Annotated in this window: 8 protein-coding genes and 1 pseudogene; 1 reads left to right on the forward strand and 8 read right to left on the reverse strand. The window is 63.2% G+C overall.

The window, feature by feature from the left end; all coding sequences use genetic code 11:
- Window positions 1-5 precede the first annotated feature (5 nt).
- A complete protein-coding gene (locus tag N7607_RS17120) occupies window positions 6-1688 on the forward strand; it encodes an electron transfer flavoprotein-ubiquinone oxidoreductase (protein ID WP_279866124.1) in 1683 nt (560 codons plus the stop codon).
- Between the two features lie 381 nt (window positions 1689-2069).
- Here the strand turns inward: N7607_RS17120 and N7607_RS17125 are convergent, their stop codons facing one another.
- The 8 genes and pseudogenes from N7607_RS17125 to N7607_RS17155 all read right to left on the reverse strand — a co-directional run bounded on the left by N7607_RS17125 (window position 2070) and on the right by N7607_RS17155 (window position 13615).
- Window positions 2070-4457, reverse strand: a complete 2388-nt coding sequence (locus N7607_RS17125) for an RND family transporter (protein WP_279869298.1) — start codon at window positions 4455-4457, stop codon at window positions 2070-2072.
- An 18-nt stretch (window positions 4458-4475) separates the two neighbouring features.
- Window positions 4476-5555, reverse strand: a complete 1080-nt coding sequence (locus N7607_RS17130) for a YCF48-related protein (RefSeq protein ID WP_137972568.1) — start codon at window positions 5553-5555, stop codon at window positions 4476-4478.
- A 259-nt stretch (window positions 5556-5814) separates the two neighbouring features.
- Window positions 5815-5979 (reverse strand): annotated as a pseudogene (locus tag N7607_RS23090) (DUF1329 domain-containing protein); the annotation flags it as partial.
- Between the two features lie 146 nt (window positions 5980-6125).
- On the reverse strand, window positions 6126-7496 hold the full coding sequence (locus tag N7607_RS17135) for a DUF1329 domain-containing protein (RefSeq protein WP_279869299.1): 1371 nt from the start codon (window positions 7494-7496) through the stop codon (window positions 6126-6128).
- Window positions 7497-7554: 58 nt separating this feature from the next.
- A complete protein-coding gene (locus tag N7607_RS17140) occupies window positions 7555-9495 on the reverse strand; it encodes a DUF1302 domain-containing protein (RefSeq protein WP_279869300.1) in 1941 nt (646 codons plus the stop codon).
- A 342-nt stretch (window positions 9496-9837) separates the two neighbouring features.
- Window positions 9838-12495, reverse strand: coding sequence for an aminopeptidase N (pepN, locus tag N7607_RS17145; protein WP_279869301.1), 2658 nt, complete (start codon window positions 12493-12495; stop codon window positions 9838-9840).
- 14 nt (window positions 12496-12509) lie between these two features.
- A complete protein-coding gene (locus N7607_RS17150; protein WP_279869323.1) occupies window positions 12510-13340 on the reverse strand; it encodes a DUF2797 domain-containing protein in 831 nt (276 codons plus the stop codon).
- An 11-nt stretch (window positions 13341-13351) separates the two neighbouring features.
- Window positions 13352-13615 (reverse strand): DUF1315 family protein, encoded by a 264-nt coding sequence (locus N7607_RS17155; protein WP_021699693.1) that lies wholly within the window; start codon window positions 13613-13615, stop codon window positions 13352-13354.
- Window positions 13616-13629: the final 14 nt, after the last annotated feature.

Genomic DNA, 13629 nt, shown 5'->3' on the forward strand with positions numbered 1-13629 from the left:
AAGCCTTGAGTAGGAGATTCTCTGTGGAACGCGAATTTATGGAATTCGACGTCGTCATCGTCGGCGCCGGCCCCTCGGGCCTGTCCGCCGCCTGCCGACTGAAGCAGAAGGCCGCCGACGCCGGCAAAGAAATCAGCGTCTGCGTGGTCGAGAAGGGTTCCGAAGTCGGCGCTCACATCCTCTCCGGTGCGGTCTTCGAGCCGCGCGCTCTGAACGAGCTGTTCCCCAACTGGAAAGAGCTGGGCGCCCCGCTGAACACCGAAGTCAAGCGTGACGACATCTATATGTTGAAGAACGCTGACAGCGCCATCAAAGTGCCGGGCCTGTTCGTGCCCAAGACCATGCACAACGAAGGCAACTACATCATCTCCCTGGGCAACCTGTGCCGCTGGCTGGCCCAGCAGGCCGAAGCCCTGGGCGTCGAGATCTACCCGGGCTTCGCCGCCCAGGAAGCGCTGATCGACGAGAACGGCGTAGTGCGCGGCATCATCACCGGTGACCTCGGCGTCGACCGTGAAGGCCACCCGAAAGAAGGCTACTACACCCCCGGCATGGAACTGCGCGGCAAGTACACCCTGTTCGCCGAAGGCTGCCGTGGCCACATCGGCAAGCAACTGATCAAGAAATTCAACCTGGACTCCGAAGCCGACGCCCAGCACTACGGCATCGGCATCAAGGAAATCTGGGACATCGACCCGGCCAAGCACGAGCAAGGCCTGGTGGTACACACCGCCGGCTGGCCGCTGGACGTGGTCGGCACCGAGAACACCGGTGGCTCCTTCCTCTACCACCTGGAAAACAACCAGGTCGTGGTCGGCCTGATCGTCGACCTGTCCTACGGCAACCCCTTCCTATCGCCGTTCGACGAGTTCCAGCGCTACAAGCATCACCCGGTGATCGCCCAGTACCTGGAAGGCGGCAAGCGTGTTGCCTACGGTGCTCGCGCCATCTGCAAAGGCGGCCTGAATTCGCTGCCGAAGATGGTCTTCCCGGGCGGCGCGCTGATCGGCTGCGATCTGGGCACCCTGAACTTCGCCAAGATCAAGGGCAGCCACACCGCCATGAAGTCCGGCATGCTGGCCGCCGAAGCGGTAGCCGATGCACTGCTGGCCGACGGCCAGGGCGGCGACCTGCTCAACGGCTATGTCGATGGCTTCAAGGCCAGCTGGCTGTACGACGAACTGTTCCGCAGCCGTAACTTCGGCCCGGCACTGCACAAGTTCGGCCCGGTCTTCGGTGGCGGCCTGAACTGGCTGGACCAGAACGTGTTCGGCGGCAAGATCCCCTTCACCCTGCACGACACCAAGCCAGACTATGCCTGCCTGAAGCCCGCTGCAGAATCGAAGCGCATCGACTATCCGAAGCCGGACGGCAAGCTGAGCTTCGACAAACTCTCCTCGGTGTTCCTCTCCAACACCAACCACGAGGAAGAGCAGCCCTGCCACCTGAAGCTCGCCGACGCGAGCATTCCGATCAACGTCAACCTGCCGAAGTACGACGAACCGGCGCAGCGCTACTGCCCGGCTGGCGTGTATGAGGTAGTGACCAAGGAAGACGGCGAGAAGAAGTTCCAGATCAACGCGCAGAACTGCGTGCACTGCAAGACCTGCGACATCAAGGACCCGGCCCAGAACATCACCTGGGTCGCCCCGGAAGGCACCGGCGGCCCGAACTACCCCAACATGTAATTCGAGCCGTATTGAAAAAGCCGCCGCGAGGCGGCTTTTTTATGCCCGTCATACGCCGGTGAAAACCTACTGCCGCTCGGCGATGCCCGGCATCCTCATACGCAGCATGACCTCGGTCACCCGCAGCACGCGAGCAACCCTCCGCCGTCAGCAGTTATAGCAACACCTCCACCTACCAGGACAGGCCGCCGTGGCGCCTCTTGGCCTCCAGCACCGCTGCCCCCCCCCCCCGGAATGCCACTATCCAACCACCCGCCTCTCTCGCTCGAGCACTGGCAACGGGATAGCCGCTCCTTCAGTTGATCGTTACCCCAACCGGGGATAAACAGCAGGCAATAAAAAAAGGGCTCCCTAGGGAGCCCTTTTCAGTATCGCGTCCGATCAGTGGGCGAACAGCGAGCCACCTTTCTTGCCGGCCAGCTTCTCCGGCTTGATCAGGAAGCGCGCCAGGGCCGGCAGCAGCCATAGGGCACCGAACATGTTCCACAGCAGCATGAAGGTCAGCATCAGACCCATGTCGGCCTGGAACTTGATCGCCGAGAAGATCCAGGTGACCACGCCGATGGCCAGGCACAGACCGGTGAACAGCACGGCCTTACCGGTGGAGCGCAGGGTCTGGTAGTAGGCTTCCTGCAGCGGCATGCCGGCGCGCAGGAAGCTCTCCAGGCGACTGTAGATATAGATGCCGTAGTCGACACCGATACCCACGCCGAGCGCGATCACAGGCAGGGTCGCCACCTTCACGCCGATGCCCAGCCAGGCCATCAGGGCGTTACCCAGGATGGAGGTAAGGATCAGCGGCAGGATGATGCACAGCATGGCGCCGAAGGAGCGGAAGGTGATCAGGCACATCACCGCCACGCAGATGTACACCAGCACCAGGATCTTCAGCTCGGAGGTGGCGATCACCTCGTTGGTGGCGGCCTCGATACCGGCGTTACCGGCAGCCAGCAGGAACTGCAGATCGTCCTTGTTGTTCTCCTTGGCGAACTCTTCCACCACGCCAACGGCACGCTTGAGCGTTGCAGCCTTGTGGTCGTTGAGGAACACCAGCACCGGCGCCAGCGAGCAGTCGGCGTTGTACAGGCCGTCCGCACGGGCGATGGAGTTGTTGAGGATGTCCGGGTTGCGCGACAGGGTCTCCCACTTGAGGCTGCCCTCGTTCATGCCCTTGATCACCTGCTTGGACACGCTGACCATGGAGATGGCCGACTGCACGCCCTCGGTGTTCTCCAGCTGCCACATCAGTTGATCGATCGGCGCCAGGGTCTGGTGCGTGGAGCAACCTTCGTTCGGCGTCTTGACCATCACCACCAGCACGTCGGAGCTGGTCGAGTAGTTGCTGATGATGAAGTCGTTGTCCTTGTTGTAGCGCGAGTCCGGACGCAGCTCCGGCGCACCCTGGTCGAGGTCACCGATCTGCAGGTGAGCCTTCTGGTACCAGAAGGACGCCACGCCGGCGGACAGGGCGATGACCACCGAAATCGGCGCCACCACCGGATGGGCGAAGTTGGACAGCAGGCGCCAGAACGGCTGATCGCAGTTGGCCTCGCGCTTGCTGCGCTCGACGGCCTTCTTGCTGATGCCGATGTAGGAAATCGCTACCGGCAGCAGGATCAGGTTGGTGAACACGATCACGCCAACACCGATGGAGGCACCGATGGCCAGCTCGCGGATCACGCCGATGTCGATGATCAGCAGGGTGATGAAGCCGACGGCATCCACCAGGATGGCAATCATGCCCGGCAGGAACAGCTGACGGAAGGTACGGCGCGCCGCGGTCAGGGCGTTGTCGGCGTCGCTCGACTGCAAGGCGATACCGTTGATCTTCTGCACCCCGTGGGAGATGCCGATGGCGAAGATCAGGAACGGCACCAGCATCGAGTACGGGTCGAGGCCGAAACCGGCGAGGTTCATCAGGCCCAGCTGCCAGACCACCGCGATGAGGGTGGTGGAGACCACCGAGATGGTCGAGCGAATGCACCAGCTGAACCAGTACAGCAGCACCAGGGTGATGACCAGGGCGATGCCGAAGAAGGCCACCACCATGATCAGACCATCGATCAGGTCACCGACCTTCTTGGCGAAGCCGACGATGTGCACCTGCACATTGGGATTCTGTGCCTGGTACTTGTCGCGGATCTTCTCTTCCAGCTCGTGGGAGAACTGGCGATAGTCCAGCTTGAGCAGCTTGCTCTGATCCTTCGGGTCCGGGTACTGCTCGAGCAGTGGCACATCGACGATGCTGGACTTGAAGTTGTTGGCCACCAGACGGCCGACCTGGCCGGACTTCAGCACGTTGCCACGCAGCTCACCGAGGCTCTGCGCGGAGCCGTCGTAGGTCTGCGGAATCACTTCGCCGCCGTCAAAGCCCTCTTCGGTCACTTCGGTCCAGCGCACGCTGGGGCTCCACAGCGACTTCAGACCGGAACGGTCGACGCCGGGGATGTAGAACACCTCGTCGTGGATCTGGCGCAGGGTCTCCATGTACTCCTTGGAGAAGATGTCGCCATCCTTCGCCTCCACGGAGATACGCACGGTGTTGCCCAGGTTGGCCAGGTCATTGCGGTGCTCGAGCATCTTCTCGATGAAGGGATGCTCCAGCGGGATCATCTTCTCGAAGCTGGTCGAGGGACGGATGTGCGAGGCCTGCCACAGCAGCAGCATGGTGATCACCGTGCACAGCGCGATCACGATGGGCCGGTTGTTGAAGATCAGGCGCTCGAGGAAGGTCGCCTTGTCCTGGTGATGGCTACTCATGGAACTCATATGCTCATTCGCCCCGGATTATTGTTTTTGGCCTGGCTCGGCGCCAGTCGGAGAAGCGATCTGCACGCCGCCCTGCCCCACCAGGACCAGGTTGCCTGCCGCGTCGTCGGTGGCACCGGCCAGGGAGGCACGGTCCGGACGATTGACCACGGTGAAGGTGCGCCCGGAGTCCTTGCTGGTCAGGACGCTGCCGCCATGGCCGACGATGACCACGGTGCCGTCCTTGAGCAGGCTGGCGTTGGCCAGACCGAATTCCAGCGGGCCGCTGTCAGAGAGCAGTTTGACCTGCTGCCAGGTGGCGCCGAAATCGGTGGAGCGGAACAGGTTGCCGCGCAGGCCATAGGCCAGAACGGTGTTGGCGCTGGCGGTGCCGATGGCGCCGAACAGGGTGCCTTCATACGGACCCTTGACCTTTTCCCAGGTCTGGCCCCAGTCGGCGGAGCGGAACATGCTGCCCGCCTCGCCCACCGCGAACAGGCCGGCGTCCTTCACGGCGGTGATGCCGTTGAGGTGGTAGCCGTCCTCGTTGTCCATGCGGTCGCTGACGTCGTTCCAAGTCTTGCCGCCGTCGGTAGTTTCCAGCAGCGCGCCATAGGCGCCGACTGCATAACCGGTGCTGGCGTCACGGAACCAGACGTCCAGCAACGGTGCTTCGCGCTGCAGGTCTTCGAACTGCAGATCCCAGTTGGCGCCGCCGTCGTCGGTGGCGAGGATCTGCGCGTCATGGCCGACGGCCCAGCCATGCTTGTCGTCGGCGAAGTACACCGCGGTCAGCAGCTGGCGGCTCGGCACACGAGCCTGGACCCAGTTGCGCCCGGCGTCTTCGGAAAACAGGATGTGGCCACGATCGCCAACGGCGACCAGGCGCTTGCCGGCGTGGGTCACGTCGAGCAGCAGGCTGGTGACGGCCTGGGGCGATTCGATGGAAAGGACGGCGGCTGCGTCCGCGGCCTGCAGAGGCAGGGGCGCGGCGAATGCCAGAACGGAACATACGCTGAGCAGCGACAGCGCTTTCGCCAGCGGCGAGTGATGACGGGCCGGGGCCTGGACGGAAGTCAGACAACCGGAGCGGGTGCGCCGCACGACGGGCTCACGCATATATTTCCCCCTTTATTCTTATAGGTGGGTTCATTGCCTTTTATCAGGCGGACTCATGCTATACGGCTTTGGAAAAACCTGACAATCGGCGTGACGTTATGTTTTGTTAAGCGCCGAATCGCCGAGAATCGCCACAGAGTAAAAGGCCGCCCGCACTCTAGCGGCCTTTTGCCTTCACGTCTCTGCCAACTCAGCGAGCCCCGACTCGGCACAGGGTTGCCAGCGAGAAGCGGTTGGACTCGGGTAACGGCTGGCTGAAGCCCAGCAGCTTCCACTCATAGCGGGCCGGCGCGCCGTTGCACATGTCCTTGTCAGCGGTTCGTAGGCCACATTGAGCCCGGCACTGGCCGGCGACGTAGCCCAACCTGACGAGCAGCCCCATCCGATCCAGCGCCTCATGCACCAGCAGCGCAGCGCCGGCCATGCAGAAGACCGAGAGATCCGAAACATTCAGAAAGGCCAGACAGAAAAATGTCGACCCGGCCGCAGACCGGGTCGCAAAAGCCACTCGAACGAGCGGTGGGAGTAGAACTGGTGAACGGCGGAGGCAGGCCTCCGCCTTGCTGCAACTTAGCGAGTGCCGCGGCGACGCAGGGCGGACGGGGTGAACTCGCTCTCGGCCGGAATCGCCTTGCTGAAGTTGGCGGTGGTCGGCTCTTCGCTGTCCAGGTTCTGCACGTAGTAGCGACGGCTCTGCAGATCGTGGAAGGCCTCCATGGCCGACCAGGTGGTGGGCAGGTCGTAGTAGTTCTTCAGGTAGGCGATGGACACGCGCCACAGCTCGCCACGGGTGTCGTACTGGTCCACTACCGCGGCCTGCCAGCTGTCCTCGTCGAGGAACAGAGTGCGCTTGCCGTACACATGGCGGGCGCCCGGCTTCAGCGTGCCTTCCACCACCCAGACGCGATGCAGTTCGTTGCGGGTCAGTTCCGGATTGACGTGACCGACTTTCAGCACGTCGTCGTATTTCACCCCGGCCGCAGCGATGCGGTAGTTGTTGTAGGGGATGTACATCTCCTTCTTGCCCAGCAGCTTCCACTCGTAGCGATCCGGCGAGCCGTTGAACATATCGGTGTCGTCGGCGGTGCGCAGGCCCTCGGAAGCGGCGATCGGCGTGTCGTAGGCCAGGTTCGGCGCGCGGCGCACGCGGCGCTGGCCGGCGGCATAGGCCCAGGCCTGGCGCTGCTCCTTGACCTGGTCGAGGGTCTCGTGGACCAGGGCGGCGCCACCGGCCAGGCGAGCCGGACTCTTGGTGAAGTTCAGGTAGTAGAACAGGATGTTGTTCAGGTCACCGTAGCTGCCCTTCGGATCGTAGTAGCGGAATAGCGCCTCGACCTCGGACACCACCGGCGAATAGGCGCCGGTGCGCTGCACCGCGGCCTCCACCGAGCGGCGGGTGATGTAGGTGCCGCGATAGCGCACGATGTGGTTCCACAGCGCCTCGACACCGTCCTGCGGGATCGGGAACGGCACGCCGCCATAAGCGTCGGCGAAGCCGTTGCCGCCCTCTACCAGCTTGGCAGTGGTGGCGTTCTTGATGCTGTTGTCGTAGATCCACTGCGGCGCCGAGCCCGAGCGACGGCTCTGGTACACCGGCATCTTGAAGGTCTCGGGGTAGGAGTTGAACAGGGCGATCTGGCCCGCGCTCAGCTTGTCCTTGTACTGGTCCAGATTGGCCTTGGTAATGGTGAACAGCGGCTTGTCGTCCGGGAACGGATCGACGTGATGCTGACCGGAACCCTTGTAGCCAGCGGGGGCCTGGGTGATACCGCCGGTCCACTCAGGAATGCTGCCATCGGCATTGCCGGCCTTCTCGGCACCGAAGGGGGTGAGCGTGGTACCGAGCTTGGCCGCATCGGCGGCGGAAACAGCGGCCATGGCGCTGCCGGCGGAAAGCGCGAGAGCGACTGCGGCGCCCATCAGCGTGTGTTTCATCAACATGGTGGTTCTCCGTACTAGCGAGCCGGGCGGCTTGGCCGCCCTGCCCTGTGATTCGGCTTCAGAAGGAATACTTGAGGTTGACGCCAAGGTTGTCACGGTCGCGACCGCTGTTGTTCTGTCCGCCGCCGTAGTACTCGGTGTACTGCACTTCGGCCTCCAGGCTGTTCAGGTAGCTGGCGCGCAGGCCGACCGAGTAGGCCATGGCCCCCTCGACGAAGTTGCCGGTCTGATGCGAGTTGCCCTGGAAGTTGTGCTTGAACACGCCAAAGGGCGACAGGTTGACCCCGGCGTACACATCGTTCCAGGTACCGGACAGGGCCAGGGTGTAGCCGTACGCGTCGCGGCTGATCTGGTCCTCGTCGTCGTAGTCGGAGACGTAGGCGCCGTTCGGGCGACCGGCGAAGCCACGCCTGCTGCCGTCATAGGCGGTGTAGGTCAGGCTGCTGGCGCGGGCATGCTCGGAAGCGATCTCGGCCACACCCATCAGCGAGTCGAAGCTGATCGCCGGGCCGAAGTTATAGATAGTGCCCAGAGAGAGGTTGAACGCTTCGATGCGCTCGTAGTTGTGGAACATCGGACCACGGCACAGCTGCTTGCCGGAGATGTCGGCGCAGGCCTGGTCGCCGGCAACGTTGCCGTCATAGATGTTGGTCTGGCCAAAGAAGCCCTGGCCCAGCAGATCGCCGAGCAGATCGTTGGTGGCGCTGATCCCCACCGGCAGGTTCGGCCGGTAGGCAATCTCGCCGAACACCGAGGCCTCGCCGATGGTGGTGTTGAAGCTGAAGCCGTAGACGCGGATGTCTTCCACGTACTCACGGCGGGCGACGGCATTGCTGGCGGCGTCCAGGGTCGCCACGGCCGGCGAGAGTGCGGGTCCAAATGGCCCAAGAGCCGCACTTATGGCGTCCAGATCGACGCCTTCGTAATGGCTCAGGTCCACCGCGATCTGCGGTTCCTTGGCGTGATAGTTGATGTAGTAGAAACCGAACTCGGTGAGGTTCAGTTCCTCGGCCACGTAGCGCAGGGCGAAGCCGTACTGGCCATCGTTCTTGGCGTTGATGTCGCTACCGACGTTTGCCACCTTGAATACGTTGTACTGCGGGTCCAGGTAGGCATTCGGACCGAACGGGCCATTGCCGACCAGACCGGCGCCGAGTGCGCTCTGGTAGCCGGACATCACCACAGGCAACAGCGGGTTGTCGTAGCGGGTGTAGGCCGTATTGCCGCCCTCGGCGAACAGGTCGGTCTCGGAGAAGAAGGTGCCGGCCGGATCGATGGCCGACTCTTTCCAGTTCCACTGGTAGAAGCTTTCCAGCGACAGGTTGTCGGTCAGGCCGATGTTGAAGTTGAAGGCCTCCACCGGCACCAGCACTTCCTTCAGCTCGGAGCCCGGCAGACGGAACTTGGCGGCATCGATCGGGTTGGTGGTGTTGATGCCACCACGGTAGAAGATGCCCTCGCCCCAGTTGAATACCTGGCGGCCGACCTTGACGGTCAGCGGCATGGTGCCGACGTCCCAGTTGCCATAGACATAGGCGTCGAGGATCTCGGCGCTGTTGCCGGCGTTACGGCGGGTCTCGTCGGTGAAGTGGTCGTTGTTCGGGTAGCTTTGGCTCGGGCGGAAATCGTCGTTGTCGTTGCGCTTGTCCATGATCTGGGTGTCATAGAACGCAGTGCCGCGCACGAACATGCCGTAGTTCTGGTAATTGGCTTCCAGGTCCGAGGTGATCTTGAACACTTCGGAAACCAGGCCGGTATCGAAGTTACGGTTACCGTCGTTGCCGTTGGTGTCGTCGTTGGTCTTGTCCTGGCCCTGCACCCGGTACAGCTGGCCGTAGGACAGGGTGGTGTCGAGCGAGCCGGTCACTTCACCATCGACGAAGCTGAACTCGACGGCACTGGCCGGCACGGCCAGCAGCAGCGGAATGAGCCCGGCGAGGGCGAAACCCGCCTTGGCGGGAGCGAGACAAAGAGACGACTTGCGCAAGGGGATGGCCATCGGCAACTCCATGGATCGATTGTTCTTGTTATGTCCGACTTACCGGGCGCGCCCGGTCTCGGCCGACGCGGGACCATTCAAGATCGATACCAATAAACCAATTCCACCGAGAGTTTTTCGATGTCAGGCATGCCAGTCCCCGATATGGCCAATGCCGCCTGCGGATGTCCCAATTTGTCGCCCAGCTGGCGCTATCTAACCTTGTGATTGCGTTCACCTTTTCGCAACGAAAGCGTCTGGAACGGGGCTTTGGCGACCAGTGAAAACTGACCAGGAGAAAAGGAAACAGTGCGGTAACAACGGATGCTACCGAGCAAGCGCTCGGTAACATCCGCTTACCGATCAGGCCAGGCTCTTGCTGACCACCTCGTAGACATCGCTGGACAGCTCGCCGGAGACGAGGATGCGCTCCAGCTCGCCACGCATCAGCGCCTGGCGTTGCGTGTCGTACTTGCGCCAGCGGGTCAGCGGCCCCAGCTGGCGCGAGGCGATCTGCGGGTTGGAGGCGTTCAGGCTGATCACCTGGTCGGCCAGGAAGCGGTAACCGCTGCCATCGGCGGCGTGGAAGTTGACCAGGTTCTGCCCGGCGAAGGCACCGATCAGCGCGCGCACCTTGTTCGGGTTCTTCATGGTGAAGGCCGGGTGCTGCATCAGCGCCTGCACGCGAGCCAGACCGCCCGGCAGGGTGCTGGCGGCCTGCACGCTGAACCACTGGTCCATGACCAGCGCGTTGTCCTTGAAGTGCTCGGCAAAGGCGTCCAGCGCCTTGGCCTTCTCCGCCTCGAAGGACGAATTGACCAGCACCGCCAGCGCGGTGAGGCGCTCGGTCATGTTGTCGCACGCCTCGTACTGTTCCAGGGTCGCGGCCAGCACTTCCGGCTTGCCGGTGAGCATCAGGTAGGACAGCGCGATGTTCTGCAGGCTGCGGCGGGCGAAGTGGCGGGACTCGGCCACGTAGGGCGTGCTGCGCGACAGCTCGCGGTTGGCCTGGTAGCGCTTCCACAGCGGCTCGAACAGCGCCTCGGCCAGCTGCGCGCGAGCGAACTCCCGGGCGGCGTGGATGGCGTCGACATCGGCCACTTCGGCGATCTCGGTGAGGTAGGCCTCACCGGGCAGCGAGAGCATTTCGGCGACCATGGCCTGGTCCAGCGACTCGTTCTCCAGCACGCTGCGCAGCGCGGTGAGCAGGCGCTTATCCAGCACCAGGGGCTTGCCACGCTGGTGCTGGCCAATCAGCTCTTGCAGCACCTGCACGGACAGCTGCTGGCCGGCCTCCCAGCGGTTGAAACCGTCGGAGTCGTGCTGCATGAGGAACATCAGCTGGTCGCGGCTGTAGGGGAAGCTCAGCTTGACCGGCGCGCTGAAGCCGCGCAGCAGCGACGGCAGCGGCTTGGCCTCGATATTGACGAAGGTGAAGGCCTGTTCGGCCTGGGTCACCTGCAGCACGCGGGTGCGGCCGACCGGCTTGTCCTCGCCGACCAGCTGCAGAGGCAGCTCGCGGCCCTGGGCATCGAGCAGCGCCAGTTCCAGCGGAATCACGAACGGCAGCTTCTCGGCCTGCCCCGGCGTGGCCGGGCAGCTCTGGCGCAGCTGCAGGCGATAGGTATTGGCCGCTGCATCGTAGCTCTCGCTGATATCCAGGCGCGGCGTGCCGGCCTGGGTGTACCATCGCTTGAACTGGGTCAGGTCGACACCGCTGGCATCTTCCATGGCCTTGACGAAGTCATCGCAGGTCACCGCCTGGCCGTCGTGGCGCGCAAAATACAGGTCGGAGCCTTTGCGGAAGGTCTCGGCGCCCAGCAGGGTGTGGATCATGCGCAGCACTTCGGAACCCTTCTCGTAGATGGTCAGGGTGTAGAAGTTGGAGATTTCCATGTACGCATCCGGGCGTACCGGGTGGGCCATCGGGCCGGCGTCTTCGGCGAACTGGTGGGTGCGCAGGTAGGCCACGTCCTCGATGCGCTTGACCGTGCGCGAGTTCATGTCGGCCGAGAACTCGGCGTCGCGGAACACGGTGAAGCCTTCCTTGAGCGACAGCTGGAACCAGTCGCGGCAGGTCACGCGGTTGCCCGACCAGTTGTGGAAGTACTCGTGGGCCACCACCGCCTCGACCCGCTGGTGGGCGGCATCGGTGGCGGTCTCGGCACGAGCCAGCACGCAGCTGGAGTTGAAGATGTTGAGACCCTTGTTCTCCATGGCGCCCATGTTGAAGTCATTGACGGCGACGATCATGAAGATGTCCAGGTCGTACTCGCGCCCGTATACCTCCTCGTCCCACTTCATCGACTTCTTCAGGCTGTCCATGGCGTGCTGCACCTTGTCGATGTTCTCCGGCTCGACATAGATACGCAGGGTGACTTCGCGCGCGCTCATGGTGGTGAAGCTGTCCTCCACGCACCACAGGTCGCCGGCGACCAGGGCGAACAGGTAGGCCGGCTTCATGAACGGGTCTTCCCAGGTCGCCCAGTGGCGGCCATCACCTTCGCTGCCGCTGGCAATCGGGTTGCCGTTGGACAGCAGCACCGGATAGCTGTGCTGCTCGGCGCTGAGCGTGGTGGTGAACTTGCTCATCACGTCCGGGCGGTCGAGGTAGTAGGTGATCTTGCGGAAGCCCTCGGCCTCGCACTGGGTGCAGAACATGCCGCTGGACTTGTACAGCCCTTCCAACGCGGTGTTGCTCTCCGGATGGATGCGCACCGTGCTGTCGATGACGAAGCGTTCTTGCGTCGGCTGCAGAGTCAGGTGGCTGTCGCTCAGCTGGTAGTCGGAGGCAGCCAGCTCGCGGTCATCCAAAGCCACGCGGAGCAGCTCCAGCTGCTGGCCGTCCAGCATCAGCGGCGGCAAGTCGGCGATCAGTGCCGGGTTGCGGCGCATCACCAGTTGCGCGTGGACCAGGCTGTGGTCCTCGTACAGCTCGAAGGTCAGATGGGTCTCGTCGATCAGGTAGTCCGGCGCCTGATAGTCCTTGAGGTAGATCATTTTCGGCTGTTCGGTACGCATCGGCTTGTGGCCTCTTATTCGGTGAGTACGGCGACCTGGTAGGCCGTGTATTTGCGCAGATTGATCACGCCCGTGTCGAGAATCAGGTACTGGCCCTTGATGCCCTTGAGGATACCCTCCACCACCGGGGTCTTTTCCAGGTCATGGCTGGCGACCTTGGTCGGATAGGCATCGACCGGGTAGCGGATTTCCAGCACCTCGACATCGCTGACCGGCTGGATGGCCTGCAGACCGAAGCGCTGCTGCAGCGCAGCGATGCCTTCGGCGCAGCTGCTCATCAGTTGCTCGCGCACGCCAGCGAGGTCGACCGGCTCGGCATCGCCCTTGAGCAAGGCACGCCAGTTGGTCTTGTCCGCCACCTGGGTGCGCAACAGATCTTCGACGAAGCCGGACTGCTGGCGGGTAGCCACACGGAAGATCGGCAGCGCCTGGCTGGCGCCCTGATCGAGCCAGCGGGTCGGCAGCTGGGTGGCGCGGGTGATGCCGACCTTGATCCCGGAGGAGTTGGCCAGATACACCACATGATCGGTCATGCAGTACTGCTCGCCCCAACCCGGCTCGCGACAGGTGCCCTGCTCGTGGTGGCACTTCTCCGGGCTCATGATGCAGCTGTCGCACTGCGGCAGTTTGGTGAAACAGGGATAGCAGTAGCCCTGGGCGAAGCTCTTTTTGGTCTTGCGCCCGCAGTGGCTGCAGTGGATCGCACCGAGGAATTCCAGGCGGATGCGCTTGCCCAGCAACGGGTTGACCGGAACCTCAGTCTCGTCCAGGCGGAAGGCGTATTGCGCCGTCTCGCCCAGGCGGATGGTCATCTTGCTCAGCGCACCACGGCCCAGCTCGTTCATGGCCTGGGTCATCAGTGCAGGGTGTCGTTGGATTTGAACAGCAGGTTCGGGATCGGCTCGGCGTGGGACTGGCACTCCTGCGGCCCCATGTAGCCGGTGCGCTCTTCCTCGGGCAGGTTTTGCACCTCCCAGGCGATCATCGCCTGCAGCGACAGCTCCTTCTGCTCCTGGGTCAGCTTGCGGCCGTCCGGCCACTTGCCGATCTCCACCGCCAGCTTGAGGCTCTGATAGATCTCGGGGGTGATGTTCTCGATCATTTCGGCAAAGGACGACATCCAACGGACTCCGA

Origin of the sequence: Pseudomonas sp. GD04019, from assembly GCF_029837695.1 — a bacterium.
GTDB lineage: Bacteria > Pseudomonadota > Gammaproteobacteria > Pseudomonadales > Pseudomonadaceae > Aquipseudomonas.

Coding starts and splice junctions, on each gene's coding strand:
- N7607_RS17125 (WP_279869298.1), bottom strand. CDS start 4,457: ATGAGTTCCATGAGTAGCCATCACCAGGACAAGGCGACCTTCCTCGAG.
- N7607_RS17150 (WP_279869323.1), bottom strand. CDS start 13,340: ATGAACGAGCTGGGCCGTGGTGCGCTGAGCAAGATGACCATCCGCCTG.
- N7607_RS17140 (WP_279869300.1), bottom strand. CDS start 9,495: ATGGCCATCCCCTTGCGCAAGTCGTCTCTTTGTCTCGCTCCCGCCAAG.
- N7607_RS17135 (WP_279869299.1), bottom strand. CDS start 7,496: ATGTTGATGAAACACACGCTGATGGGCGCCGCAGTCGCTCTCGCGCTT.
- N7607_RS17155 (WP_021699693.1), bottom strand. CDS start 13,615: ATGTCGTCCTTTGCCGAAATGATCGAGAACATCACCCCCGAGATCTAT.
- N7607_RS17130 (WP_137972568.1), bottom strand. CDS start 5,555: ATGCGTGAGCCCGTCGTGCGGCGCACCCGCTCCGGTTGTCTGACTTCC.
- pepN (WP_279869301.1), bottom strand. CDS start 12,495: ATGCGTACCGAACAGCCGAAAATGATCTACCTCAAGGACTATCAGGCG.